This is a genomic window from Cryobacterium sp. TMB1-7 (assembly GCF_004402435.1).
In the GTDB taxonomy this organism is placed as follows: domain Bacteria; phylum Actinomycetota; class Actinomycetes; order Actinomycetales; family Microbacteriaceae; genus Cryobacterium; species Cryobacterium zongtaii.
This window is the reverse complement of sequence record NZ_SOFZ01000023.1, coordinates 36,785-62,234: the sequence shown is the minus strand read 5'-3', so window position 1 is coordinate 62,234 and position 25,450 is coordinate 36,785. Positions and strand designations below refer to the sequence as shown.

The window sequence follows — 25,450 nt, the reverse complement described above, 5'->3', positions numbered from 1 at the left end:
GAGATTTGCCCCAGGAACCGCCAGATTCCGGTGCTTGACTCACGGTTCGAGGGAGGCGGGAACAGGTTCGAGGACCACAACGGCAGTTTCGGTCGGGCGGCGGCGGGCCAGACCGTCGAGGTCCTTGTCCACCGTCCGCCAGCGGTCCCACAGCCGGGAGCGTTCCCCTCCGGTCGCGGCGTGCGCGACGACGTGGCGGGTCTCATCGGCGAGCTGGACCTCGCAGCGCGGCCGCGCCTGCAGGTTCAGCCACCACGCGGGTTCGGCTTCGCCCCAGCCGTTCATCGCCAGGGTCACCAGGTTCGGGCCGTCCTCCAGATAGCCCACGATCACGGACCGTTCCTGGCCGCTGCGGCGCCCGGTCGTGGTCAATCGCAGCGCACCCCACCGCTGGGGCCGCGCACGCCACAGACCACGACGACCACCGGTCACCCGGAACAGTGCCCTGTGAACCTTCCAGGCCAGCACGACGAACCAGCGCGGCGGCAGCCACGGGGTCCGCTCGCCGGTCTCGCTGCCGCGGCCGGGGGGCGTCATGGCGATCGCTTCCTCTCGCTCGGTCAGAACGGATCCGTTCAGCGCGACTGTACAACCGTTCCCCTCCCTCGAGGCCTTCGCCGCCACAGCGGCACTCCAGCCGCACGAGCTCGTGCGCCTGGGCAGCGAGGCCTTCTGCTCACCACGCCCCCGGGCCAAGCGCGGCTTCGGCCGCCGAGTCGACTACTGACCCGCGAGCCAGCCCGCGGCACGATTCAGACACGACACACACGCATGTCACTGCGTCTCGACAGGCTCGACCGACGACGGGGGCAGGTTAGGGCTTGCCGCCGACCTGCGGGTAGGACGCGGCGAGCACCCCGGCCAGGTAGGCCACGATCGCGCCGGGGCCGCTGTTCGGCGCTACAGCCTCGATCTCTGCGTTGTAGTTGGTGTTGGTGTTCACGTCGTAGGTCACCACCCGGCCGTCGACGGTTTCGATGAACTCGATCCCGGCGATCTCGATGCCCTCTGTGCGCAGGAAGTCCCGGTACCGGTCGATGATCGGGTGCTCGAACCCCTCCCGCAGGGCGAAGATCTGCTGCCCGGCCTCCGGCATGATGGTTGCCCCGGGCGGCAGAAGCAGTGCACCGGTGGTCGGGTCGATGGCGCAGGCATCCGCGGGGCAGAGCTGGTAGCCGCCGCGGGCGGTGTCGGCGGTGATCGCGTAGATGAACTCGTCGCCCACGATCTCGACCCGGGTGACCTCGGCGTGCGCTGACACCACGAACTCCTGCAGCAGCGAGATGCCGTCCTCGGGTTCCGCGTACTCGCCGGCCGCAATCGCCGCCGCCAATTCGGCGGCGCTGTCGAACTTCTGCACGCCCAGGCCCTTGCCGCCCTGGTTGTGCTTGGTGATGAACGGGGTCGGAAAGTCCCGCGCCGCCTCCACCAGGAGGTGCGTGCCGACGACCACGCGGGTGCGCGGCACGTCGAAGCCCTGCGCGCGCAGCCGGGTGAGCTGATCGACCTTGCTCACCTCGAGTTCGATGGTGCGGCGGCCGTTCACGGTGCGGGCGCCGTACGCCTCCAGCCAGTTCAACACGCTGCGGGTGTAGTCCTTCGACAGGCCGTGCCCGCGGGTGTGCGCCGACGCGCTGATCCGCGACCAGAAGATGCCGGCCGGCGGCGCCTCGTCGAGGTCGAGCACACCGTCGACGAGCAGCCATTCCCGGTACGGCACCCCGGCCGCCTCGAACGCGGCCTGGAACGGTCCGAACCAGTCCGGGTTCTCGTGCAGCACGTGGACGACGGGGGTGTCGGGAAGAAGGCTCATGAGACGAGCCTTCCACGTCACGACATTCCCCGCACGCTGACACATGGCGTAAAGGTCACTCCACCCTCCCCGCCCGGTTACTAGGGTCAGAAAACGGCCCATGTACGCTCGATGCGAAAGTACCCGATGACTCACTCACGTTTCGACGAGATCACTCGTGACGAGCTCAGCCGTGCCAGCAGCCGCAAGTGGAGCCTGCACCCGGGCACCATCGGCGCCTGGGTGGCCGAGATGGACTTCGGCACGGCGCCCGCGGTGTCCGCCGCCCTGCACCGAGCCGTCAACGCCGGCGAGCTGGGCTATCTAGCCCCCGCCACGACGCGGCTGATGGCCGAGGCCACCGCGGACTGGCTCCGGCAGGATTCCGGCTGGGTCGTGCCCCCGGAGAACATCCACCCGGTGTCCGACGTGATGTCGGCCTTCGACGTGACAGTGCGCCGGTTCTCGCCGGATGGCAGCGGCGTCATCGTCCCCACCCCGTCGTACATGCCGTTCCTCAGCTTCACGCCCACCCTGGGCCGGAAGATCTTCGAGGTTCCCGGCCACACCGTCGACGGTCGCTGGAGTCACGACCTGGCCGGCATCGACGCGGCGTTCCGTGCCGGCGCCCGCACCCTCGTGCTCTGCAACCCGCACAATCCCACCGGCGTGGCCCTGACCCTGGCCGAGCTCGAAGCCATCGCCGACGTCGTCGAGCGGCACAACGGCCGGGTCTTCGCCGACGAGATTCACGCGCCGCTCCGCTACGGCAATACCCCGCACATCCCGTACGCGTCGATCTCCCGCGAGACGGCCCGGCACACCATAACGGCCACCTCGGCCTCCAAAGCCTGGAACCTGCCCGGCCTCAAGACCGCGCAGTTCATCACCTCGAACCCGGCCGACGAAGAGGTCTACCAGGTCTACGGCTTCAGCGTGGTGCACGGTGCGTCGACGCCGGGGGTCATCGCGGCCACCGCCGCATACGCCGACGGCAGAGACTGGTTGGCCGAGGTGATCACCTATCTCGACGGCAACCGCACGGCCCTGCGGGACCTGCTCGACGAGCACCTGCCCGAGGTGCGGTACTCGCTGCCGGACGCCACCTACATAGCCTGGCTGGACTGTTCGGCGTTGGGTCTCGAGGGGTCCATCGCCGACTTCTTCCGCACCGAGGCCGGGGTCACGCTCACCGACGGGGCCCTGTGCGGCACCGGGTACGCCAACCATGCCCGCCTGATCTTCGCCATGCCCCGCCCCATTCTCGAGCAGGCGGTGCGGCAGATGGCCGCCGCCGTGCACCGACTGAAAGTGACCCTGTGACCCTCGACGCCACCACAGACTGTCCGTCCCAGCCCGAGTATGACTGGGAGGGCTACGCCTTCGACACCCGCCAGGTGCACGCCGGCGAGTACGACGACCTCACCAGCGGCGCCCGCATCTCGCCCATCAACATGACCGCGGGGTTCAGGTTCGACTCCTTCACGGATGCCAAGGCCCGCTTCGCCGGCGAGGCCGACGGTCTCATCTACTCCCGGCAGCGCAACCCCTCCGGCGGGGTCGCGGAGCGAAAGATCGCCTCGCTCGAGGGCGGCACCGAGGCCATCGTGGTGGCCTCCGGCCAGGCCGCGATCACCGCGGCGCTGCTGTCGATCGCGCAGTCCGGTGATCACATAGTCTCCACGGCGAGCATCTACAGCGGCACCCGCATCCTCTTCGGGCGCAGCTTCGCCCGGTTCGGGGTCACGGTCGACTACGTCTGGGACGAATTCGACGACGACGAGTGGGACCGTGTCATCCGGCCTAACACCAAGGCCATCTTCAGCGAGACCATCCCCAACCCGAAGAACGACATCGTCGACATCGGCCGGGTCGCCGCGGTCGCACAACGGCACGGTATCCCGTTCGTGGTCGACAACACGATAGCGTCGCCGTTCCTGATCCGGCCGTTCGAGCACGGCGCAGACGTCGTGGTGCATTCGTCGACCAAGTTCCTCAGCGGACACGGCGCGGCGATCTCCGGCACCATCGTCGACGGCGGCAGCTTCGACTGGGCCGCCGCCGACCGGGAGTACCCACTGATCACGCAGTCCGCGGCGGGCCTGCCGTCCATCGCCGAGAAGTTCGGGCGCACGGCCTATGCGCGAGCAACCCGCGAAGCCGTCGTCAACGACATCGGCCCGGCGCTGAGCCCGTTCAACTCGTTCTTGCTGCACCAGGGCATCGAGACGCTGTCGCTGCGGATGGAACGGCACCTGTCGAATTCGCTGGCCATCGCGGCCTGGCTGGCCGAGCATCCGGGTGTGCAGAGCGTCGACTATGCCGGCCTGCCCGGTAATCCGGCTTTCGACCTCGCCCAGCGGCTCTACGGCGGCCGGAGCGGCTCGGTGTTCTCGTTCACCGTGCGGGGCGGCGAAGCAGGGGCGGGCCGGTTCCTCGACCGGCTGCGGGTGATCAGCCACATGACCAACATCGGCGACACCCGGTCGATGGCGTTGCACCCCGCCACGTCGACGCACGCCTCGTTCAGTCAGGAGTTGCGCGAGCGTTTGGGCATCGGCCCCGGCCTGATCCGCCTCTCGGTGGGTATCGAAGCCGTGGCCGACCTCATCGCCGACCTGGACCGCGCGCTCAGCTGACCAGCGGCAGGCGCACCGTGAAAGTGCTGCCCTCACCGAGCACACTGGAGACCTGCACGGTGCCCTGGTGGGCGTGCACAACGGCCCGCACGATCGCCAGGCCCAGGCCCATGCCGGGGATGGCCAGTTCGGTGGAGTTGCGGGCCCGGAAGAACCTGTCGAAGACCTGTCGCTGATCCTCGGCGCTGAGGCCGATGCCGTCGTCGGCGACCCGCACCACCGCATGCGTATCGTCGTGGTCGACGCTGAGCGAGACCGAGCCCCCTGGCCGCGAGAACTTGATGGCGTTGGCGAGCAGGTTGTCGATGGCCTGCTCGATCGCCAGCGGGTCCACCCTGGCGGTCACCGCGGCGTTGTCGTGGGCGCTGATGGTGATGCCGGCGCTCTGCGCGCGCTGCCGGGCGGTGCCCAGGCTGGAGCGCAGGATCCCGCCGAGGTCGCAGTCGACCCGGTGAATCGGCGGCTGGCCTTCGGTGGCGCTGAGCAGTTGCGCGATCACCGAGAGCAGCCGCTCGGCGTTGCGCTCGATCACGCTCACCTCCATGGTGATGCCGAGCTTCTCGGCGTCGATCAGGCCCAGGTAGCCGATGATCGAGGTCAGCGGGGTGCGCAGCTCGTGCGACACCGTGGCGAGAAAGCCGTCCCGCACGGCGATCGCCTCCACCAGCGGGGTCACGTCGGTGGCCACCACGACGGTGCCGAGCGGATACCCTGACTCACGTTCGACCACACCGGAGGACGCGATGATGGCGCTCTGGTCGTCGTCACCGCCGACCCAGTACACCCGGCCGGCGACGAGGTCCCCGCGCATGGCCCTGGCGGCGATCTGATCGTCGAGGGCGACCAGGGTGGTGCGGTCCACGTCGAAGACGAGCGACGCATCCCGGCCGTAGGAGCCGGTGGCCGAGTCGGTGCGCAGGGCGAGGGCGCGGGCGGCGGCGTTGCTCAGGATCACCTCGCCCTGCGGGTTGTAGAGCTCGATGCCGGCATCCACGGTCTCCATCACCGCTTCGAAGGTGGCCTGCCGGTCGGTTGCCTCGAGCAGGGCTGTGCGCAGCTCGCCGGACACCGCCACCAGCTCGCGTTGCTGAGCCCGCAGAGCGTTGGCGGCGATGCGGGCGGCGACGGCGATGAACGCGGTGATGATGGGCAGGAGCAGCACCGCTCCCCAGCCGACAGCGTCGGTGGGAAATCCACCGGCCTGCACCAACGGAAGGCCGCTCACGAACACCGCCCCGGCCAGGGCCAGGCCCAGCGCCCACCAGGCGAAGCCGTAAGCCAGCCAGAGCACGGGCAACACTATGAGCATCCCCACGGCGGGGAAGGTGTCGCGCACCCCGTCACGGAGGAACGCGACCACCACGACGTCGAGCAACGGGACCATGACCAGCCACTCGTGCCCGAACCGCGGCCAGGGCACCAACAGGCCCAGCAGGGTGGCGACGACGGCCAGGCCCAGACCCACCTGGAAACCCGTTTCGAGAAGGGCCTCCGGCCGACCGGCCAGCACGAAGCCCAGGAGCACCGCCACACCGGCCAGAAACGGCGCCTGGGCCAAGGGAAACTCGCGGATACCCGGCGGCCGAACCATCGGCACGAGACCACCCATTACCTGCGTCACTCGACGATCCTCACGTTCGCGAGGCGTCTTAGGCTCAGTTGCCGGCCCTCCCCTGAATTCAAGCAGGTCGACAGGCTGAATTAGCCGTGTTCGGGGACCAATTCCGCCCGGGTTTCAGGCGTGCCCGATCGGGGCCACGGCCACGGTCAGCGAGTCGCCGTCCTCGGCGAGGTCAACCAGAACCGTCTCACCGTCACGGATGCTGCCATTCAGCAGCGCCGTGGCCAGCCTGTCGTCGATCTCGGTCTGCATCAGCCGCCGCAACGGCCGGGCCCCGTAGATCGGGTCGTAGCCGCGTTCGGCCAGCCAGGAGCGGGCATCCGGGGTCACGGCCAGCTCGAGCCGACGTTCGCCCAGGCGGCGCTGCAGCCTGTCGACGTAGAGCTCCACGATCTGGGCGAGGTCATCGGTAGAGAGCGACGAGAACACCACGATGTCGTCGAGCCGGTTCACGAACTCGGGCTTGAAGGCCTGCCGCACCATCTGCTGCACGGCCTCTTCCTTCTCCTCGGTGCTGAGGCTGGGGTCGACGAGGTACTGCGAGCCGAGGTTGGAGGTGAGCACCAGGATGGTGTTGCGGAAGTCGACCGTACGGCCCTGGCCGTCCGTGAGCCGGCCGTCGTCGAGCACCTGCAGCAGCACGTCGAACACTTCGGGGTGCGCCTTCTCCACCTCGTCGAAGAGAATCACCGAATAGGGCCGGCGCCGCACGGCTTCGGTGAGCTGGCCGCCCTGTTCGTACCCGATGTACCCGGGAGGGGCGCCGACCAGTCGGGAGACGGAGAACTTCTCGCCGTACTCGCTCATGTCGATGCGCACCATGGCCTTCTCGTCATCGAAGAGGAACTCGGCGAGCGCCTTGGCCAGCTCGGTCTTGCCCACTCCGGTGGGCCCGAGGAACAGGAACGAGCCGGTAGGCCGGTCGGGGTCGGAGATGCCGGCGCGTGACCGGCGCACCGCATCGGCCACGGCCCGCACGGCCCGCTTCTGGCCGATCAGCCGGTGGCCGAGTTCCCCCTCGAGGTTGAGCAGCTTGTCGGTCTCCCCCTGCAGCAACCGGCCCACCGGGATACCGGTCCAGGCGGCGACCACCGCGGCAATGTCCTCCGCCGTGACCTGATCGCCGACCATCCGGGCGCCCTCCTGCTCGGTCTGCTCGGCCTCGGCGAGCTCACGCTCTATCACGGGGATATCGCCGTAGAGCAGCCGGGAGGCCTTTTCCAGGTCGCCGCGACGTTCGGCCAGCTCGGCCTGGCTGCGGGCGCTCACCAGGCGCTTCCTCAGATCGCCGACCCGGTTGAGTGATGCACGTTCCTTCTGCCAACGTTCCTGCAATTCGCCGAGCTTGACCTGGCGCTCGGCCAGATCGCCGCGTAGCTTCTCCAGGCGCGCCTTGGAGGCGTCGTCCTTCTCCTTCTTGAGCGCCATTTCCTCGAGCTTGAGCCGGTCCACGCTGCGGCGCAGCTCGTCGATCTCCACCGGTGAGGAGTCGATCTCCATCCGCAGCCGGCTGGCGGCCTCGTCGATCAGGTCGATGGCCTTATCGGGCAACTGCCTCGCGGTGATGTACCGGTTCGAGAGGGATGCCGCGGCGACGAGCGCGGCATCCGCGATCGAAACTTTGTGGTGCGCCTCGTAGCGCTCCTTGAGACCGCGGAGGATGGCGACGGTGTCCTCGACGCTCGGTTCGTCCACCATCACCGGCTGGAACCGACGCTCGAGCGCGGCATCCTTTTCGATGAATTCGCGGTATTCGTTCAGGGTGGTGGCGCCGATCAGGCGCAGTTCACCGCGGGCGAGCATGGGCTTGAGCATGTTCGATGCCGCCACCGAGCCCTCGCCACCGCCGGCGCCCATCAGGGTGTGCAGCTCGTCGACGAAGGTGATGATCTGGCCGTCGGCGTCGTTGATCTCCTTGAGCACGGCCTTCAGGCGTTCCTCGAACTCGCCGCGGTACTTGGCGCCGGCCACCAGCGCGGCCAGGTCGAGCGACACCAGCTGCTTGTCCTTGAGCGAGTCGGCCACGTCACCTGCGACGATGCGCTGGGCCAGACCCTCCACCACGGCGGTCTTGCCCACGCCGGGTTCGCCGATCAGCACTGGATTGTTCTTGGTGCGCCTGGTGAGCACCTGGCTCACCCGGCGAATCTCGGCGTCACGGCCGATCACGGGGTCGAGCTTGCCGCTCCGGGCAATGTCGGTGAGGTTCACGCCGTACTGTTCCAGCGCGGTCTTCTGCTTCTCGTCGGTGCCAGGGGCGCCCTGCATGTTGGCCATCAAAAATCATCCTCCGCGAATACTTGAGTGGACTCGGCTCAAGTTTAGACTGGAGGTGGCGGATACGCTACCAGGGCACCTACTTCGCGGTGGCCGGCTTTCGGGCCGCGTGGAGCGCGAGGAAGTCGCGCACGTCGCCGGCCTCGGCGTCGTCGATTCCGTGGGCGAGGCCCGGGTAAATGCGTTCGACCAGGGTGGAGTGCCGCGGCAGGTAGGCGCTGGTGCGCGTGATCGCGGCCTCAGCAATGACCCGGTCCTCGGCGCCGCGACCCCAGAAGACGGCCGGGCGCGTCTCGGCGAGGGTCGCGTCGCCGGGCTGCTCTGCAGCCAGAACGAAACCGCCGAGCACGACGGGGGCGAGCACCCGCTCGGGCCGGGTGCGCAGCAGCTGGCTGGCCATCAGGCCGCCCTGCGAGAAGCCGATCGGGATCACCCGGGTGCCGGGAGCCAGGTTCGCATCGACCCAGGCCCAGATCGTCTCGGTGGCCTCGGCGACAGGCCGGGCGTCGGGGTTTCCGGGCGTGGTGATCGGGAACCAGGCCGCGCCACCGGTGCCGAGTTCGAGCGGCGCGCGCAGCGACGCCCACGGCAGGGCGAGCCCGAACGCCGGGATCAGGCCGGTCAGGTCGTGTTCGTTCGAACCATAGCCGTGCAGGAGCAGCGCGACCGCGGGTTCGGTGGTGCCGTCGGCCGGCCAGGCGGACGAGCGCACATCCCGCAGCTGCGGGGTCATCGGGCGATCAGCTCGTCGGTGGTGAGGTCGGGCAGCGCCACGGTGACCTGGGTGCCCCACGGGTCGGCGACCGTCACGGAGCGGCCGTCTCCGGCGAACGGAATCGACCGGGCGGTGAGGCGGGCGGTGAGGGAGTGCAGGTCAGCGACGGCGGGCACCGTCACGGCCACGTCACCGAGGCCGAGGCTCGCCGCGCGGGGGCCCGAGCCACGGCTGTTCCAGGTGTTCATGGCGATGTGGTGGTGGTAGCCACCCGCGGAGGCGAAGAGCGCGCCCGGGTAGCTGCCCTGGGTGGCCTCAAAGCCGAGCGCGTCGACGTAGAACGCCCGCGCCGTCTGGATGTCGCCGACCTGCAGGTGCACGTGCCCGACCGCGCCGGGCAGGGCGGAGCCGGCATCGACGATTGCCTGATCGAGGTGACCCTGCAGGTAGGCGTTGGGGTCGAGGTACTCGGTGGCCATCCGGATCTGTTCGCCGTCGTGGATCCAGGTGCTGCGGTCCCGGTCGGTGTAGAGCTCGACGCCGTTGCCCTCCGGGTCGGTGAAGTAGAACGCCTCGCTCACGAGGTGGTCGCTGGAGCCGATGAAGATGCTGCGCGGGTCCTGCGCAGCGCGGTAGACCGTCGCCGCGAGGCTGCCGGGGGTCTCGAAGAGGAACGCGGTGTGGAACAGGCCGGCCTGGCGCGGGTCGACGCCGGGCAGGTCCGGGGTGTGGATGAGCCGCACCAGCGGCGTCGTTCCCCGGCCGAGCACACGGTGCACCTCACGATTGCGACTGCGCTCCTCGAGGGGTTCCATCGCGAAGGCCCGGGAGTAGTAGTCAGACATGGTCTCGAGGTCACCGACCCGCAGGGTTACCGCGCCCATTGACGTGGCGGCGTCGAGGATCTGCTCGCGTGCTGTGTCGCTCATGATTGGCTCCCGGTCTCGCTACGAAATGCTTGTAGCTACAACCATACAGCACGTTCCTCGGCGATCAGACCGGACTGGTCAGCTGGATGAGATTGCCACAGGTGTCGTCCAGCATGGCCACGACCACTGGGCCCATCGGCGTGGCCGGCTGGGTGATTCTCACACCCTTCGCTTCCAGCTCACGAACGGTGGCGGCCACATCGTCAACGGCGAACGAGGTGGCCGGGATGCCGTCCCCGACCAGCGCCCGCTGGTACGCCTGCGCCGCCGGGTGCACGTCCGGCTCCAACAGCAGCTCGACGCCGTCGGGCTCGCCCGGGCCGACCACGGTGAGCCAGCGGTGTTCGCCCACCGGCACATCCGTCTTCGGCAGGAAGCCGAGCTTGTCGGTGTAGAAGGCCAGGGCCTTCGCCTGGTCGTCGACGAAGATGCTGGTGACGTGGATGCGGATCGGCATGGGATTCTCCTCGTTCGGTGGAGCGGAGGGGCGCGGTGCGCTGATCCTAATACGCACGAAAGCGGCCGTGTGGTTGCCTCGTTTGGATGAGGTGACCACACGGCCGCATTCGCGAGCTGCGCTTGCTCAGGCGACGGGCACGCCGACGCGGAAATTCGCGCCGTGGTGCTCGTCGGGCAGGCGGTCGCCGCGGCCGTGCAGCTTCTGCCGCAGGGTGCCCTCGGTGTACTCGGTGGGGTAGACGCCCCGTTTCTGCAGCTCGGGCACCACCCAGGTGACCACGTCTTCGAAGGTGCCCGGCGTGATGGCGTAGGCCAGGTTGAACCCGTCCACGTCGGTCTCGGCCGCCCACTCCTCGAGCTGGTCGGCGATCTCCACACCGGAGCCCACAATGAACGGGCCGAGGCCGCCGATGGCGCCGGCCCGGGCGATGTCGCCGACGGTCCACTCGGAGCCGTCGTCGTTCGCGGCCTGAAAATTGGCCACGGCCGACTGGATGGCGTTGCTCTTGACGTTGCCGATCGGCTCGTCGAGCGCGAACTCGGACAGGTCGACCCCCATCCACCCGGACATGAACACCAGGGCGCCCTCCTCGCTGGCGTAGCTGAGGTAGTCGAGGTACTTGGCTTGAGCCTTCTCACTGGTCTCGTCTGTGATGATCGTGAGCAGCGTGTAGATCTTGGCCGAGTACCGGTCGCGGCCGGCCGCCTCGAGGGCATCGCGGATCTTGGTGACGGTGCCCGTGAGCACGGCCTTGGTCGACGCGGCCACGAAGATCGCTTCGGCGTTGCCGGCAGCGAACGCGATGCCGCGGCTGGAGGCGCCGGCCTGGTAGATCACGGGCGAACGCTGCGGCGACGGCTCGGAGAGGTGGATGCCCGGCACCTGGAAATGCTTGCCGGAGTGATTGATGGAGTGCACCTTGCTCGGGTCGGTGAAGATGCCGGTCTCGGTGTCGCGCACCACGGCGTCGTCCTCCCAGGAACCCTCCCACAGCTTGTACAACACCTCGAGGTACTCGTCGGCGTAGTCGTAGCGGTCGTCGTGCTCGAGCTGGTCTTCGTTGCCCATGTTGCGCGCGGCGGAGGGCAGGTAGCCGGTGACGACGTTCCAGCCGACCCGCCCCTTGGTGAGGTGGTCGAGCGTGGACATGCGGCGTGCAAAGGGGTACGGGTGCTCGTATGCGGTGCCGGCGGTGACACCGAATCCGAGGTGCTCTGTGACATATGCCATTGCGGGAATGACCAGGAGCGGGTCGGCGACGGGGATCTGTGCTCCGTTGCGGATCGCCGCCTCGTTGGTGCCGCCGTAGACGTCGTAGGTGCCCAGGACGTCGGCGAGGAAGATGCCGTCGAAGCGTCCCTTCTCGAGCAGCTTAGCGAGCTCGGTCCAGTACCCGAGGTCGGTGTAGCTCTGCGACCTGTCGTCGGGGTGGCGCCAGAGGCCGGAGGACTGGTGGGCGACGCAGTTCATGTCGAAGGCATTGAAGCGAATCTGTCTGGGCATGGATCAATGCTCACCTCTTCGCGGCCCGATCACATCCCTGCACGAAACACGACGTCACAGTGGGATGCGGCGCAGTATCTTCGAGCCGCCCTCAGCGGACGATGCATGAGTGCAAGATCCTGCACCCGCGCGGACGGTCGGGAGGGCCGGCGCGGCGGCCGGCTCCGAATGAATGGGGGTGCCTTTTCTCCCGGCCAGGTGCCATACTGGCCCGGCAACGCCCCGACCGAGCCAACGCCACCGGCGGCCGCGCACCGCATGACCACTCATCGAAGAGGAGTCCCGTGAGCACCGCGCTACTGTCCAATTTCATCAATGGCCACTTTGTGACACCGACGGGCTCCGTGCTGCTGGACATCGTCGATCCGACGACCGGGTCGATCGTGGCCCGGGCCCCGATCTCCACAGCGGGCGACGTCGACGACGCCATGCGCGCCGCCAAGGCCGCCTTCCCCGGCTGGAGCCGGAAGACCCCGGGCGAACGGCAGTTGGCGCTGCTGCGGCTGGCCGACGCCGTGGAGGCCAATAGCGACGCGATCGTGGAGGCTCAGCACCGCAACACCGGCCAGCCGCGCGCCACCATCGCCGCCGACGAGGTGGCCGCCGGGGCCGATCAACTGCGTTTCTTCGCCGGCGCCGCCCGACTGCTCGAGGGCAAGTCGGCCGGCGAGTACCTCGAGGGCATGACCTCCTGGGTGCGCCGCGAACCGATCGGGGTGGTGGGCCAGGTCACCCCGTGGAACTTCCCGTTCCTCATGGCCATCTGGAAGATCGGTCCGGCCCTGGCCGTGGGCAACACCCTCGTGCTCAAGCCCAGCGACACCACCCCTGAATCCACCCTCGAACTCGCCCGGATCAGCCAGGGCATCCTGCCGGACGGCGTGATGAACATCGTGCTCGGCGATGCGAGCACCGGTGCGTTCATCGTCGAGCACCCGGTGCCCGGCCTGGTCTCGATCACCGGCAGCGTGCGCGCGGGTATGGCCGTGGCTGCCGGCGCCGCGCACACCCTCAAGCGCGCTCACCTGGAGCTCGGCGGCAAGGCGCCCGCCGTGGTGTTCGGTGACGTCGACGTGGCCAAGGTCGCCTCGGCGATCGCCGACTTCTCCTTCTATAACGCCGGCCAGGACTGCACGGCCATCGCCCGGGTGCTCGTGCACGAGTCGATCCACGACGAATTCGTGGGCGCGTTCACGGCCGAGGCCGAGCTGCGCATCACCGGGTCCGCCGACGACGCCGACAACTACTTCGGGCCGCTCAACAACGTGCGGCACTTCACCGACGTGGTCGAGAAGGTGGAGGGCCTGCCGGCGCACGCGGTGATCAGCACCGGCGGCCACCGGGTGGGTGAGGCGGGCTTCTTCTTCGAACCCACCGTGGTGACCCAGGTGCGCCAGACGGATGCGATCGTGCAGGACGAGACATTCGGCCCGGTGATCACGGTGCAGAGCTTCGGCACCGAGGAGGAGGCCATCGCCATGGCCAATGACGTGCGCTACGCGCTGGCCTCGAGCGTCTGGACCCGCGACCATGCCCGGGCCCTGCGGGTCTCCCGCGACCTCGACTTCGGCGCTGTCTGGATCAACACGCACATCCTGCTGACCGCCGAGATGCCGCACGGCGGATTCAAGTACTCCGGCTACGGCAAGGACCTGTCCATGTACGGCGTCGAGGATTACACCCGCATCAAGCACGTGATGAGCGCACTCGAATGAGCTTCCATCCTCTCGACCCCCTGACCGGCCCCGAGTTCACCCAGGCGGCGGCCGTGCTCGCCCGTGAGCACGGGGTGGGTGCGGGCTGGCGGTTCGCCTCGATCGAACTTGTCGAGCCGGCCAAGGCCGCCATCGCCGAATTCGAGGCCACCGGTGTCGCCCCGGAGCGCCGGGCGCGCCTGGTGGTGCTGCATCGCGCCCAGAACCACACCTGGGTGGCGGTGGTGTCGCTGCGCACCGACGCCCTGCTCGAGTGGGGTCAGGTGGTGGGTGTGCAGGCCAACTTCACCGTCGATGAGTGGGAAGAGGCCGACGCGGCGCTGCGGGCGCATCCGGAGGTCGTGGCCGCACTGGCCAAACGCGGCATCACAGACCTCGAGAACGTCTTCATCGACACCTGGACCTACGGCGACGCCGTGATCCCCGACGTCTACCGCGGCCTGCGCCTGGGTTGGGCCGACGTCTGGGTGCGCAGCGGTGCCGGCGCCAACCCCTACGCGGGACCGGTCAGCGGGCTGCACTTCGTGATCGACGTGAACACCATGAACCTGCTCGAAATCGAGGACACCTTTGCCGTGGACCCGCCGAGCGTGATGGGCGAGTACGTGCCGCACCTGGTGCCGGAGCGCATCCGCACCGCGAGCACGAGGCCGCCGTTGAAGCCGCTGGACATCGTGCAGCCGGAGGGCCCGAGCTTCAGCGTGGACGGCAACCTGGTGCAGTGGCAGAACTGGTCGCTTCGAGTGGGATTCAACTATCGCGAGGGCATGACGCTGCACAGGGTGACCTACACGGATGCCGGCCGCGAGCGCCCGATCGCCAACCGGCTCTCGTTCGCCGAGATGGTGGTGCCGTACCGCGACCCGAGCGTCGACCACTTCCGCCGCACCGCGTTCGACATCGGCGAGTGGGGCCTGGGGTTCATGACCACGTCGCTGGAGCTCGGCTGCGACTGCCTGGGCGAGATCCGCTACCTCGATGCCGTGCTGCACAACAGCGCCGGCGAGCCGTACTCGATCCCCAATGCCTTCTGCATCCACGAGGAAGACAACGCCGTGCTCTGGAAGCACGTCGACCACGACGGCGGCGCGGAGGTGCGCCGGATGCGCCGGCTGGTGGTGTCCTTCCACGTGACCGTGGCCAACTACGAGTACCTCGTCTACTGGCGGTTCTACCAGGACGGCAACATCGAGTGTGAGGTGCGCGCCACCGGCATCATGGTGGTCACCCACCTCGAGCCCGGCCAGCCGCACCCCAACGGCACCCTCGTCGACGAGCGCACCTACGCGCCGTTCCACCAGCACTTCATCGTGGCCCGGATGGACCTCGACATCGACGGCCCGGCCAACACCGTGTACCGCAGCGAGACCCGCATCGAACCGATCGACGCTGCCAACCCCCTCGGGCTGGCACTCACCCAACAGAACACCCCGATCGAGACCGAGGGCTTCGATGACTTCGACTGGAACACCCAGCGGGCCTGGAAGGTGGTCAACGAGCAGACCCTGAACGGGCTCGGCACCCCGGTGTCGTACAAGCTCGTGCCGGGCGGCGCCATCCCGTCGTTCTTCCACCCCGAAGCCCCGGCCCTCACCCGGGCTCAGGTGATCGGCCACACGGTGTGGGTCACTCCCAACGACGACGCTCAGCGTTGGCCCTGCGGCGAGTTCGTGAACCAGAGCGGCATCGACCACGGCCTGCCCGAGTGGATCCAGGCCGGCCGCGCCGTACGCGATACCGATGTGGTGCTCTGGTACACCTTCGGCATCCACCACATCACCCGGCCGGAGGAATGGCCGGTGATGCCGGCCGACATCGTCTCGTTCTGGTTGAAGCCGGTGGGCTTCTTCGACCGCAACCCGTCGCTCGACGTGGAACCGAGCGCCGCGCACTGCGCCCCGGGCATGGAGCACGGCGGGATGGCCGACCACCCACACGAGCACAGCAGCCATGAACACAGCACGGACGAACACAGCATGGACGAACACAGCACGGATGAACACAGCACGGATGCGCCGGCCACGGAACCAAGGAGAACAGCGTGACGCGAGTACCGAACTATGTGGTGGCCTACGAGGCCACCGCCCAAGGCCGCGAGGCCCTCGAGCTGGGCATCGCGATGGCCAGGATCACCGCGGCCGAACTGCGCATCTGCCTGGTGTTGCAGCGCGTCACCGCGGCCCCGGCGAAGATCCACGCCGCGAGCAGCGACTTCGAGGTTCTCCTGGCCGACCAGGCCACGAAGTGGCTCGAGCAGGCCGCCGGCTGGGTGCCCGCCGATGTCACGGCCACGACCCATCTGCTCTGGGCCGACTCCACATCTGAGGGCCTGATCCAGGCCAGCGCAGACCTCGATTCCGACCGGATCGTGGTGGGCGCCGCCCGCGGCGGACTGTTCAACAGGTTCACCATCGGCAGCGTCGCCAACGCCCTCTTGCATGCCTCCCCCGTACCCGTTGCCCTCGCCCCACACGGGTACCGCGCGCCGGCCCAGCTCACCCGGATCACCTGCGCCATCGGCACCCGGCCGGGCTGGGAAGCCCTGCTCGACTCGCTGGTGGCATTCTCCGACGGGCTGAGAGTGGACCTGCGCTTCGTGACCCTGGTGGAGGTCGACGCGGCCCGCGAGAAGCAGTCACCGGCCGCCGCGGGCAGCACCGCCCACCTCGACGCCGTGCTCGCCTACTACGAGCGGCACTCGACCAGCCACGGCGTCATCACGACCGAGGTCGGCACCGGCAAGAGCGTCGAAGACGCGGTCGAGGCCCTCGACTGGCGGCCCGATGAGCTCGCATTCGTCGGGTCAAGCCGGCTGGCCGCGCCGCGCACGATCTTCCTCGGCATCACCGCCCACCGCATGCTGCACGCCCTGCCGGTGCCGCTCGTCGTCGTCCCGACCTCGGCCACCCGCACCTGATCCAACCCGTTCGCTGATTTCGACCCGTAGCTGATCCGACCAAAGGACAGGTTCATGGCACAGTCATCCGCCTCCGGCGCCACGCCGGCCACCACCTCCACCTCATCCAGCGCCGGCGGTCTGTCCGCCAAGGGCCTGAGTGCCGGCAGCGTGGGCCTCCTCGGCGCCACCGTGATCGGCATCTCCTGCATCGCCCCCGCGTACACTCTCACCGCCTCGCTCGGCCCCACCGTCGCGGCCGTGGGCACCCAGATGCCGGGGATCTTCATGGTCGGCTTCATCCCGATGCTGCTCGTGGCGCTCGGCTACCGCGAACTCAACAACGCCATGCCGGATGCCGGCACCTCGTTCACCTGGGCGACCCGCGCGTTCGGGCCGTGGCTGGGCTGGATGGGTGGCTGGGGTCTGATCGTGGCCACGGTGGTGGTGCTGTCCAACCTCGCCGGGGTGGCCGTGGACTTCTTCTACCTGATGCTCGCGCAGCTGTTCGACAACCCCGGCCTGGCCGACCTGGCCGGCAACGTCTGGATCAACATCTTCACCTGTCTGGTCTTCATGGTCGGCGCCTGTTACGTCTCCTATCGGGGCATGGAGGCCACCAAGATGGTGCAGTACGTGCTCGTCGCATTCCAGCTGCTCGTGTTGATCTGGTTCAGCGTCGCGGCGCTCATCCACTTCTCCGACGGCACCGCGTTCGACGCCCTCGGCTTCAGCGCCAGCTGGTTCAACCCGTTCCTCACCCCGTCGTTCTCGGCATTCGCCGCCGGGGTGTCGCTGTCGATCTTCATCTACTGGGGCTGGGACGTCACGCTCACCATGAACGAGGAGACCAAGGACCCGGCCCGGACGCCTGGCCGGGCGGCGACCCTCACGGTGGGCATCATCTTCGTGCTGTACATCCTGGTCGCGGTGTCGGCGCTGATGTTCTCCGGTGTCGGCACCGGCGAGCTGGGTCTGGGCAACGAAGACATCCAGGGCAACGTCTTCGCGGCGCTGGCCGGCCCGGTGATGGGCCCGTTCGCGATCCTGATGTCGCTGGCCGTGCTGTCCAGTTCGGCGGCCTCGCTGCAGTCCACCTTCGTGGGCCCGGCCCGCACGATGCTCTCGATGGGTCACTACCGAGCGTTCCCCAAGCGGTTCGCCTCGATCAGCCCGCGGTTCAAGTCGCCGGGCTTCGCGACCGTGATCGCCGGTGTGGTGGCCTGGGGGTTCTACGCGGTGATGCGGGTGCTGAGCACCGATGTGCTCACCGACACCATCCTCACCCTGGGCATCATGATCTGCTTCTACTACGGCGTCACGGCGTTCGCCTGCGTCTGGTTCTTCCGCCGCGAGGTGTTCTCCAGCACCCGGGCGTTCCTGCTCAAGCTGCTCGCCCCGCTGCTGGGCGGCATCATCCTGGCCGTGATCTTCGCCACGACCCTGATCGACAGCACCAATCCCGACTACGGCAGCGGCTCGGAGATCGGCGGCGTCGGCCTGGTGTTCATCCTCGCGATGGTCCTCTTCCTCACCGGCATCGTCCTGATGCTCATCATGCGCAGGGTCGACCCGGCCTTCTTCCAGGGCAAGACCCTGACCAAGGGCACCTCCCGCGACGCGTGAGTCTTGTCTCGGGATCGGCGCCGTTCCGGCCGTGGTTGACTGTCTGCCATGGGGAAGTGGAGCGGTGACACCTGGCTGGGCTGGGCTCTCGTGCTGTTCTGCCTGTCGCTGGCATCGACATTCATTGCCGGTGTAGCCGGGTTCAATTTTGACCCCGACGATTATCCGAGCTCCTATTACGCCGCTCGGGTTCCCGGCCTTGTCGGGGTCATGGTTGTGTCGCTGGTGATTCCGGCGCTGGCTGCCGCGGCATCGGTCTTGTCCGCGCGTGCCGAACCACGTGAGGCGCGGCGGACCACGACCGCGACAGTCATCCTGGTTCTGGCGCTGTCATCTGTCTGGTTGTGCTTGGTGCTCGGGATCGACTCGGTGCAGCAGGCCATCGAATTCTCTGAGCATGCTCCGATGTAGGTGCCGAGGTCCGCTGCGGCGCAGTTGAGCCGCCCGACCGGCACCATCCGCTCACCTCGCTGAACACACTCTCAGGCGGCCGCCCCTCCCGGACAGCTTCTGGTTGTTTCCCTTTCACCTTCGATTCGTACACTCCCCAGTGATCGGCTTCACAAGGTCTGACTGTGGAAAGTGACGTGTGCGATGTCGTATTTTGTGGAACTGGTCGATCACCGCCTGGCCAGGCTGCTCACCCCCGCCAGGCGGGATTGGCTTCGGAGTCCCCGCACCCTGCTGCTCGGCTTCCTCGGGCTGCACCTGCTCTTCCTGTTCGCGCTGCTGCCGACCATCCTCACCGGCCGGGTGCTGGGCGACCTGCCGCTCTATCGGGTCTGGGCCGAGCAGGCGCTGGCCAACGGCGTGTGGCAGGGCATCGACGTCGAGTGGGTGTATCCCATCGGCGCGATCGTGCCGATCGTGCTGGCGGATGCGGCCGGCCCACTGCTGTACCAACTGCTCTGGTTCGTGATGACCGGGGCCCTCAACGCCGCGGCCATCGGCATCCTCACCGACTGGGGCCGCGATCGGGCCGGCTACCGGGCGGCCTGGTTCTGGCTGGCCTTCAGCCTGCTGCTCAGCCCCGTCGGACTGCTGCGCCTCGAGGGGCTCAGCGCCCCACTGGTGATCATGGGCCTGGTGCTGGTGGCCCGCCGCCCCGTGCTGGCCGCCGCCCTGCTCACCGCGGCGACCTGGATCAAGGTCTGGCCGGCCGCGGTGCTGCTCGCCGTCGTGGCGGCGAGCCGGCGCCGGGTGAGCGTGGTCGTCACCGGCGGAGTGATCACGGCCGGTATCGCCGGCGCCGTCTGGGCGGCCGGAGGCCTGCGGTTTCTGACCGGCTTCGTCACCATGCAATCCGACCGGGCCCTGCAGCTCGAGGCGCCGGTGACGACCCCGTGGGTGTGGCTGGCCGCGATGGGCCAGCACGGCACCACGATCTACCAGAACCACGCCATCGCCACCCGCGAAGTGAGCGGCCCCGGCGCCGGCTTCGTGGCGGCCGCCATGACCCCGCTGATGTTCCTGGTCATCGCCGGCATCTTCGTTCTGCTCCTGCTGGCCCTGCGTCGCAGCCGCGACAACGCCCAGCTGGTGCTTCTGGGCGCATTGGCCCTGGTGACCACGTTCGTGGTGCTCAACAAGGTGGGTTCGCCGCAGTACATGCTGTGGATCGCCCCGGTCGTGGCCGTCGGCGTGGCCCACGACTGGGTTGTCTGGCGGGTGCCGGCCTATCTCACGATCGTGATCGGCGGGTTGACCACCCTGATCTTCCCGATCTTCTACCTGCCCCTGGTGCACGGGGATGCCGGTGCGATCCTGCTGCTCACCGTGCGCAACGCTCTGCTCGTGGTGCTGCTCGGCTGGTCGGTCCTGGCCCTGTGGCGCACGGCCTTCGCGAGCTCGCCGGCATCCGTATCGGGCGTCAGCGCGCCGGAGCGCGTGGCCTGGCCACCCGCTGACGCCACCAGTTTGCGGGGCGACCCGGCCACACGAGGCAGAATAGGGAGGTGACTGCTACAACGACCTTCGCCCTCGTCCGCCACGGCCAGACCGATTGGAACGCCATCGGGCGCATCCAGGGGGCCACCGATGTGCCCCTCAACGACGTGGGCCGGGGCCAGGCCACGGAGGCGGTCGCACCGCTCTCGCAGTACGAATGGGACTTCGTCGTGGCATCGCCGCTGTCCCGTGCGGCCGAGACGGCCGACATCATCGCCGCGGACCTGGACCTCGAGGTGACCCGCCACCTGCCCGGCCTCGTCGAGCGCAACTACGGACCGGCGGAGGGGCTCTCCGCCGGACCCACGCTCGACGCCCTGCGGGCCGACGGCGACTCCGGCAGCTTCCGTGGTGCCGAGGCGGCGCTCAGCGTGTCCAACCGCGGCCTTGGTGCGCTGCGCCAGCTCGCCGAGGACTACCCGGGCGCCCGCATCATCGTCGTCTGCCACGGCACCCTGATTCGCCTCAGCCTGATGGCCGCCCTCGAGCGGGACATCCCGCCGATCCTGAACGCGGCAATGTCGGTCGTGCAGTTCAGCCCCGAGGCCGGCTGGACCGCATCCGTCATCAACAACGAGCCGCTCGAGGCCGACGCCGTGGCCCTCGCCGGCTAACTGTTCCCGCTGCGGACAAATGGTCCCGGCACACCGGGCGCATATGTCCGCATGGGCAACAGGTGCGGCTGCCTGACCGGCTAGCGACGGGTGGACACCGTCACGGTGAACTTGGTGTTGCGGCCGACCTGATGGGTCGGTCCCACGATGCGGGTGAGGGCGGGGCGATAGCCGAGGTGGGTGTTCCACACGGTCCACAATTCGCCGCCGGGGCGCAGGACTCTGGCCGCATCCTCGAAGAGCTTCAGGGCGATGCCGGCGTGCACCGACGACCCGATGTGGAACGGCGGGTTCAGCAGGATCAGCTCGGCGGACGCGTCGGGTTGCGCGCTCAGCGCGTCGTCGCGCAGCACCCGCACCCGATCCATTACGCCGTTGGCCGACATGGTGGCCAAGGCGGAGGCGACGGCCGCGGCGGACTGGTCGCTCGCCACCAGCTGCAGGCCGGGGCGACGCTGGGCGAGGGCGGCCGCGAGCACCCCGGTACCGCAGCCCAGGTCGACGGCGGTGACGGCATCCGGCTTCATGCGGTCGAGGAATTCGAGCAGGTAGCGGGTGCCGATGTCGATGGTGGTGCCGGCGAAGGCGGCGCCGTGGGCGCAGACGGTGAGACCCAGGTCGGGGTGCTCGACCGTACGCGGCCACGCCGGGCCGGCCTGGTCAGTGCTGTCCGAGACCGTCGGCTGCGTAATGATCAGGACACGCGACTTCTGCCGCGCCGGCGTGACGTGCAGCTCGCCGAAGTGCCGGCGCAGCACCTCGTTCATGGCCACAGTCATGTGCTTGATGCGGCCACCGGCGACCAGGGTCACGTCGGGGGCGGCGAAGCGGGCGATGGTGCCGGCCAGCTCGTCGAGGGCGGCCAGGCTGCGCGGCAGCTGCAGCAGCACCAGGCGGGCCCCGGTGAACAGCTCGGCGCCCAGCTGCACATGCCGGTACGCCCCGGTGAGGCCGGCCAGATCGGGCACGCTGCTCGCCAGATCGGCCGCGTTGTGATCGAGGGCGTGTTCGCCGGAGAGCGCGTCCTGGTAGACGCGCACCTCAGGCTGCGCTCCCAGCCGCGCGGTCAGCTGCGCCACCGCCGCGAGCGTCAGGGCACCGTAGTGGTCCTCGAGCACCACGACCTCGCCGACACCGGCCGTGGCCAGTCCCGCCGCGGCCTCGTCCAGGATCAGCCGGTCGCTCGCGTCGACGGCGAAAAGATTGGTCGCCTCGACATCGGGCCAGCGGCGCAGGCGCTCGAAAGGAAAGTCAGGCATCCGCTCAGAATAGCCGCCAGGGACTCGAACGGCTCAGCGAGGCCGGTGCGGCGTGGGACAATAAGAGACCCCTTCACCCAACCGTCACGGACACCGCACCTTATGGCCCACAACCTCAGCGATCTGCAGATCGCGCGCCTCGCCGGGCCACAGGCATATTCGCGTGGGGTGCGTTACGCCAAGGAGGGCCGGGTTGAAGACCAGGTCTGGCAGCTGGGCGGCAGCCGCCTGCTCGGCACCGTCGGCGGCACCCAGGCCCGACCCTACGACGTCACCGTGACCTTTCAGCAGGATTCCAACGGCACCGTGGTGCGCGCATCCGGCACCTGCAGCTGCCCGATGGGCCTGAACTGCAAGCACGTCGTCGCACTGCTGCTGGCCAGCCGGTCCACGGCCGCCGACCTCGCCCGTGCACGCTCGGCAGATTCCCAGCGTCCCCACACCAGTGCCCCCGCCACCTGGCAGAGTGCCCTGGCACCGCTCACCAGGGCGCCGGAGGCCGAGCCACCGACGGGCACCGCCCTCGCCCTGCAGTTCGAGTTACTGCCGCCGCCGCGCGCCGCGCGGCTGCCCGCCCCGAGCGTGTCGCTCGCCCGCCTGGGCGTGCGCCCGATGGTGCGCGGCAAGAAGGGCAAGTGGATCCGCGGCAACCTCACCTGGGACAACCTCTCCTACTCCCGCGGCATGCTCAACCGCGCCCAGTTGCGGGTGCTCTCCGCCATCTTCGAGCTCTACTCCTCCGGCCAGCGTTACCACGTGACCACCGACCCGTGGCTGCACCTGGACGGGTTCGCCAACCGCGCCCTCTGGGGTCTGCTCGGCGAGGCCCGCGAGGCCGGCATCCCCTTCATCGGCACCACACCCGGACAGGAGCCGGTGACGGTCTCGGACGAACCCGCCGAACTGTCGCTCGACATCCGCCGCGACCACGGCGGCCTCACCCTCTCCCCCACCGTCTCCCTCGGCGGCCAGTTGCTCGACCGCAGCGCCCTGGGCTACATCGGTGACCCGGCGCACGGCCTGTTCACCTGGACGACCACCAGCACCGACGTGCGCCTCACCATCGCCCCACTCGCGCGCCAGCTCGGCCGCGACCTGCGGGTTCTCGCCTCGGCGCACACCCCCATCACGATTCCGCCCGACGAGGAAAACGTCTTCCTCGCCGACTTCTACCCGTTCCTGCGCGGCCAGCTCTCGCTGATCAGCACCGACGAGTCGTTCGACCTGCCCGACACCGCCCGCCCGGTGCTGGCCCTGTCGATCATCGCCCACGCGGATGCCCGCATTGGCTTGCACTGGGAGTGGCAGTACACCGGCGGTGCCGGCGCCTCGGGCGCCCCGGCCATCGCGCCCCTGCACGGCCCGGCCACCGACGACGCCCCGGCCGGCTACCGGGACACGGCCGACGAGGCCCGCATCCTGCATGCCGTCAGCGGCATATTCGCGGGATTCCCCGCCCACCAGCCGGCCTTGTTCGCCGCGGAGCTGACCGGTTCAGCCGGCGCTGCCGATTCCCCGGGCATCCTGCGCGCCGACGCCACCCTCGACGGCGCCCGCATGATCGAGTTCCTCGAGGCCGTGCTGCCGGTGCTCGAGGCCACGGACGACCTGCTCGTGCAGTTCGTCGGCGACGCCCCGGAGTACCGCGAGGCCGCCGAGCCGCCCACCCTCACCTTCGCCACCTCGGCGCGGGCCGAGAGCCGGGACTGGTTCGACCTCTCGGTGCGGGTCACCGTCGACGGCGAGGATGTGCCCTTCGACGAGGTCTTCAGGGCCCTGGCCACCGGCCAGGAACTGATGATCCTGCCGGACGGCACCTACTTCAGCCTGGACCGGCCCGAACTGCAACAGCTGCGCCACCTCATCGAAGAGGCCCGCGGCCTGCAGGATTCCCCGAACGACTCGCTGCGCATCAACCGGGCCCAGTCCGACCTCTGGGAGGAACTGCAGGACCTCGGCAGTGCCGAAGCCGAGGCCGCCGCCTGGCGTGACACCCTCGCCGGCCTCGCCGACGGCGCCACGATCGCGCACCGGGAGCTGCCCGCCGCCGTGCAGGCATCGCTCCGGCCCTACCAGCAGACCGGGTTCGACTGGCTCGGCTTCCTCTACGACACCGGCCTCGGCGGCGTCCTCGCCGACGACATGGGCCTGGGCAAGACCCTGCAGGCCATCGCTCTCATCGTCGACGCCCGCGAACGACAGAGCGAACGCCGCCCGTTCCTGGTCGTCGCGCCCACCAGCGTGGTGCACAACTGGGCCACCGAGTGCGCCAGGTTCGCCCCCGGCCTCTCGGTCGCCGCGATCACCGAGACCACCGCCAAGCGCGGTGCGTCTCTGGCCGAGGCCGTGACCACGGCGGATGTCGTGATCACCTCGTACACCCTGTTCAGGCTCGATTTCGACGAGTACGACGCCGTCAGCTGGGCGGGCCTGCTGCTCGACGAGGCCCAGTTCGTGAAGAACCACAAGTCCAGGGCGCACCAGTGCGCCAAGCGGCTGCAGGCCCCGTTCAAGCTCGCCATCACCGGCACGCCGCTGGAGAACAACCTGATGGAACTGTGGTCGCTGCTCTCGATCACCGCCCCCGGCCTGTTCCCCAGCGCCGCCCGCTTCTCCGACTACTACCAGCGGCCCATCGAGACGCAAGCCGACGGTGACAGGCTCGGCCAGCTGCGCCGGCGCATCCGCCCGTTCATGCTGCGCCGCACCAAGGACCAGGTGGCCAGCGACCTGCCCGCCAAGCAGGAGCAGGTGCTCGAACTCGAACTGCACCCGCGCCATCGCCGGGTGTATCAGATGCACCTGCAGCGCGAACGGCAGAAGGTGCTCGGACTGCTCGGCGACCTCAACCAGAACCGGTTCGAGATCTTCCGGTCGATCACCATGCTGCGCCAGCTCAGCCTGGATGCGAGCCTGTACGACGACAAGTACGCCGACATCCCCTCGAGCAAGCTGGATGTGCTCATGGAGCTTCTCGAAGACGTCGTCGCCGAGGGGCACCGCACTCTGATCTTCAGCCAGTTCACCGGCTATCTCGCCAAGGTGCGCACCCGCCTCGACGCCGCCGGCGTGACTTACTCCTACCTGGACGGGCGCACCCGCAACCGGGCCGCGGCGATCGACGGGTTCAAGAACGGCGACACCTCGGTGTTCCTGATCAGCCTCAAGGCCGGTGGCTTCGGCCTCAACCTCACCGAGGCCGACTACTGCATCCTGCTCGACCCCTGGTGGAACCCCGCCGCCGAGGCGCAGGCCGTTGACCGGGCACATCGCATCGGCCAGACCAAGAACGTGATGGTCTACCGTCTGGTGGCCACCGACACGATCGAGGAGAAGGTGATGGCGCTCAAGGCCGTCAAGGCCAAACTCTTCGACAGCGTCATGACCGATGGCGGCGCCCAGGGAACCGGCCAGGGGCTCACAGCCTCCGACATCCGCGAACTGCTCGAGTAGCGCC

The 25,450-nt window shown here is 68.8% G+C and carries 20 protein-coding genes; 11 read left to right on the top strand and 9 right to left on the bottom strand.

What is annotated here, in order from left to right; genetic code table 11:
• Positions 1 to 39: 39 nt before the first annotated feature.
• Positions 40 to 537, bottom strand: a complete 498-nt coding sequence (locus E3O60_RS10545; protein WP_088457565.1) for a nitroreductase/quinone reductase family protein — start codon at positions 535 to 537, stop codon at positions 40 to 42.
• Here E3O60_RS10545 and E3O60_RS10540 point away from each other — a divergent pair.
• On the top strand, positions 536 to 727 hold the full coding sequence (locus tag E3O60_RS10540) for a hypothetical protein (RefSeq protein ID WP_134408499.1): 192 nt from the start codon (positions 536 to 538) through the stop codon (positions 725 to 727). The two genes, E3O60_RS10545 and E3O60_RS10540, sit on opposite strands and share 2 nt — an antisense overlap.
• Positions 728 to 814: 87 nt before the next feature.
• On the opposite strand, the gene E3O60_RS10535 is transcribed toward E3O60_RS10540, so the two are convergent.
• Positions 815 to 1,813: a RimK family alpha-L-glutamate ligase gene (locus E3O60_RS10535; protein ID WP_134408498.1), complete on the bottom strand. Its 999-nt coding sequence runs from the start codon at positions 1,811 to 1,813 to the stop codon at positions 815 to 817.
• A gap of 126 nt (positions 1,814 to 1,939) precedes the next feature.
• On the opposite strand from E3O60_RS10535, the gene E3O60_RS10530 reads away from it, so the two are divergent.
• Together E3O60_RS10530 and E3O60_RS10525 are read left to right on the top strand one after the other, a co-directional pair.
• The gene (locus tag E3O60_RS10530; RefSeq protein ID WP_088457567.1) at positions 1,940 to 3,115 is read left to right on the top strand and encodes a MalY/PatB family protein; all 1,176 of its coding nucleotides are present in this window, start codon (positions 1,940 to 1,942) and stop codon (positions 3,113 to 3,115) included.
• On the top strand, positions 3,112 to 4,431 hold the full coding sequence (locus E3O60_RS10525) for an O-acetylhomoserine aminocarboxypropyltransferase/cysteine synthase family protein (protein ID WP_134498035.1): 1,320 nt from the start codon (positions 3,112 to 3,114) through the stop codon (positions 4,429 to 4,431). The genes E3O60_RS10530 and E3O60_RS10525 overlap by 4 nt, the downstream gene beginning before the upstream one ends.
• Here the strand turns inward: E3O60_RS10525 and E3O60_RS10520 are convergent.
• The 6 genes from E3O60_RS10520 to E3O60_RS10495 form a co-directional block, all read right to left on the bottom strand.
• Positions 4,424 to 6,052, bottom strand: coding sequence for a HAMP domain-containing sensor histidine kinase (locus E3O60_RS10520; RefSeq protein WP_134498033.1), 1,629 nt, complete (start codon positions 6,050 to 6,052; stop codon positions 4,424 to 4,426). The two genes, E3O60_RS10525 and E3O60_RS10520, sit on opposite strands and share 8 nt — an antisense overlap.
• A gap of 114 nt (positions 6,053 to 6,166) precedes the next feature.
• Positions 6,167 to 8,329, bottom strand: a complete 2,163-nt coding sequence (locus E3O60_RS10515) for an ATP-dependent Clp protease ATP-binding subunit (protein WP_088457570.1) — start codon at positions 8,327 to 8,329, stop codon at positions 6,167 to 6,169.
• A 79-nt stretch (positions 8,330 to 8,408) separates the two neighbouring features.
• Positions 8,409 to 9,062, bottom strand: a complete 654-nt coding sequence (locus tag E3O60_RS10510; RefSeq protein WP_088457571.1) for an alpha/beta hydrolase — start codon at positions 9,060 to 9,062, stop codon at positions 8,409 to 8,411.
• Positions 9,059 to 9,973 (bottom strand): VOC family protein, encoded by a 915-nt coding sequence (locus tag E3O60_RS10505; protein ID WP_103479909.1) that lies wholly within the window; start codon positions 9,971 to 9,973, stop codon positions 9,059 to 9,061. The genes E3O60_RS10510 and E3O60_RS10505 overlap by 4 nt, the downstream gene beginning before the upstream one ends.
• A gap of 64 nt (positions 9,974 to 10,037) precedes the next feature.
• Entirely contained in the window at positions 10,038 to 10,430 is a 393-nt protein-coding gene (locus E3O60_RS10500) for a VOC family protein (RefSeq protein ID WP_088457573.1), read from the bottom strand.
• A 126-nt stretch (positions 10,431 to 10,556) separates the two neighbouring features.
• Entirely contained in the window at positions 10,557 to 11,936 is a 1,380-nt protein-coding gene (locus tag E3O60_RS10495) for an LLM class flavin-dependent oxidoreductase (protein ID WP_103479910.1), read from the bottom strand.
• Positions 11,937 to 12,220: 284 nt separating this feature from the next.
• On the opposite strand from E3O60_RS10495, the gene E3O60_RS10490 reads away from it, so the two are divergent.
• The 7 genes from E3O60_RS10490 to E3O60_RS10460 all read left to right on the top strand — a co-directional run bounded on the left by E3O60_RS10490 (position 12,221) and on the right by E3O60_RS10460 (position 20,734).
• Complete coding sequence (locus E3O60_RS10490) at positions 12,221 to 13,651, top strand: aminobutyraldehyde dehydrogenase (protein ID WP_241993244.1); 1,431 nt, start codon at positions 12,221 to 12,223, stop codon at positions 13,649 to 13,651.
• Entirely contained in the window at positions 13,648 to 15,696 is a 2,049-nt protein-coding gene (locus E3O60_RS10485; protein ID WP_134498029.1) for a primary-amine oxidase, read from the top strand. The genes E3O60_RS10490 and E3O60_RS10485 overlap by 4 nt, the downstream gene beginning before the upstream one ends.
• Positions 15,693 to 16,568 carry a universal stress protein gene (locus tag E3O60_RS10480; RefSeq protein ID WP_241980072.1) on the top strand — a complete coding sequence of 292 codons (876 nt, stop codon included), beginning with the start codon at positions 15,693 to 15,695 and terminating at the stop codon, positions 16,566 to 16,568. Before E3O60_RS10485 ends, E3O60_RS10480 begins: the two co-directional genes overlap by 4 nt.
• Positions 16,569 to 16,622: 54 nt before the next feature.
• On the top strand, positions 16,623 to 18,173 hold the full coding sequence (locus E3O60_RS10475) for an APC family permease (protein WP_088457577.1): 1,551 nt from the start codon (positions 16,623 to 16,625) through the stop codon (positions 18,171 to 18,173).
• A gap of 48 nt (positions 18,174 to 18,221) precedes the next feature.
• Positions 18,222 to 18,584: a hypothetical protein gene (locus E3O60_RS10470; RefSeq protein WP_088457578.1), complete on the top strand. Its 363-nt coding sequence runs from the start codon at positions 18,222 to 18,224 to the stop codon at positions 18,582 to 18,584.
• A gap of 183 nt (positions 18,585 to 18,767) precedes the next feature.
• Positions 18,768 to 20,132, top strand: coding sequence for a glycosyltransferase 87 family protein (locus E3O60_RS10465; protein WP_088457579.1), 1,365 nt, complete (start codon positions 18,768 to 18,770; stop codon positions 20,130 to 20,132).
• Positions 20,129 to 20,734: a histidine phosphatase family protein gene (locus E3O60_RS10460; protein WP_088457580.1), complete on the top strand. Its 606-nt coding sequence runs from the start codon at positions 20,129 to 20,131 to the stop codon at positions 20,732 to 20,734. Before E3O60_RS10465 ends, E3O60_RS10460 begins: the two co-directional genes overlap by 4 nt.
• 80 nt (positions 20,735 to 20,814) lie before the next feature.
• On the opposite strand, the gene E3O60_RS10455 is transcribed toward E3O60_RS10460, so the two are convergent.
• A complete protein-coding gene (locus E3O60_RS10455) occupies positions 20,815 to 21,993 on the bottom strand; it encodes a methyltransferase (RefSeq protein WP_134498027.1) in 1,179 nt (392 codons plus the stop codon).
• Positions 21,994 to 22,095: 102 nt separating this feature from the next.
• Here E3O60_RS10455 and E3O60_RS10450 point away from each other — a divergent pair, with 102 nt between their 5' ends.
• The gene (locus tag E3O60_RS10450) at positions 22,096 to 25,446 is read left to right on the top strand and encodes a DEAD/DEAH box helicase (RefSeq protein WP_134498025.1); all 3,351 of its coding nucleotides are present in this window, start codon (positions 22,096 to 22,098) and stop codon (positions 25,444 to 25,446) included.
• Positions 25,447 to 25,450: the final 4 nt, after the last annotated feature.

What these genes read in the sequence shown, in the direction of transcription:
- E3O60_RS10475 (WP_088457577.1), top strand. Translation starts at nt 16,623, where the DNA reads ATGGCACAGTCATCCGCCTCCGGCGCCACGCCGGCCACCACCTCCACC.
- E3O60_RS10540 (WP_134408499.1), top strand. Translation starts at nt 536, where the DNA reads ATGGCGATCGCTTCCTCTCGCTCGGTCAGAACGGATCCGTTCAGCGCG.
- E3O60_RS10455 (WP_134498027.1), bottom strand. Translation starts at nt 21,993, where the DNA reads ATGCCTGACTTTCCTTTCGAGCGCCTGCGCCGCTGGCCCGATGTCGAG.
- E3O60_RS10515 (WP_088457570.1), bottom strand. Translation starts at nt 8,329, where the DNA reads ATGGCCAACATGCAGGGCGCCCCTGGCACCGACGAGAAGCAGAAGACC.
- E3O60_RS10485 (WP_134498029.1), top strand. Translation starts at nt 13,648, where the DNA reads ATGAGCTTCCATCCTCTCGACCCCCTGACCGGCCCCGAGTTCACCCAG.
- E3O60_RS10470 (WP_088457578.1), top strand. Translation starts at nt 18,222, where the DNA reads ATGGGGAAGTGGAGCGGTGACACCTGGCTGGGCTGGGCTCTCGTGCTG.
- E3O60_RS10465 (WP_088457579.1), top strand. Translation starts at nt 18,768, where the DNA reads ATGTCGTATTTTGTGGAACTGGTCGATCACCGCCTGGCCAGGCTGCTC.
- E3O60_RS10450 (WP_134498025.1), top strand. Translation starts at nt 22,096, where the DNA reads ATGGCCCACAACCTCAGCGATCTGCAGATCGCGCGCCTCGCCGGGCCA.
- E3O60_RS10530 (WP_088457567.1), top strand. Translation starts at nt 1,940, where the DNA reads ATGACTCACTCACGTTTCGACGAGATCACTCGTGACGAGCTCAGCCGT.
- E3O60_RS10505 (WP_103479909.1), bottom strand. Translation starts at nt 9,973, where the DNA reads ATGAGCGACACAGCACGCGAGCAGATCCTCGACGCCGCCACGTCAATG.
- E3O60_RS10535 (WP_134408498.1), bottom strand. Translation starts at nt 1,813, where the DNA reads ATGAGCCTTCTTCCCGACACCCCCGTCGTCCACGTGCTGCACGAGAAC.
- E3O60_RS10500 (WP_088457573.1), bottom strand. Translation starts at nt 10,430, where the DNA reads ATGCCGATCCGCATCCACGTCACCAGCATCTTCGTCGACGACCAGGCG.
- E3O60_RS10510 (WP_088457571.1), bottom strand. Translation starts at nt 9,062, where the DNA reads ATGACCCCGCAGCTGCGGGATGTGCGCTCGTCCGCCTGGCCGGCCGAC.
- E3O60_RS10545 (WP_088457565.1), bottom strand. Translation starts at nt 537, where the DNA reads ATGACGCCCCCCGGCCGCGGCAGCGAGACCGGCGAGCGGACCCCGTGG.
- E3O60_RS10495 (WP_103479910.1), bottom strand. Translation starts at nt 11,936, where the DNA reads ATGCCCAGACAGATTCGCTTCAATGCCTTCGACATGAACTGCGTCGCC.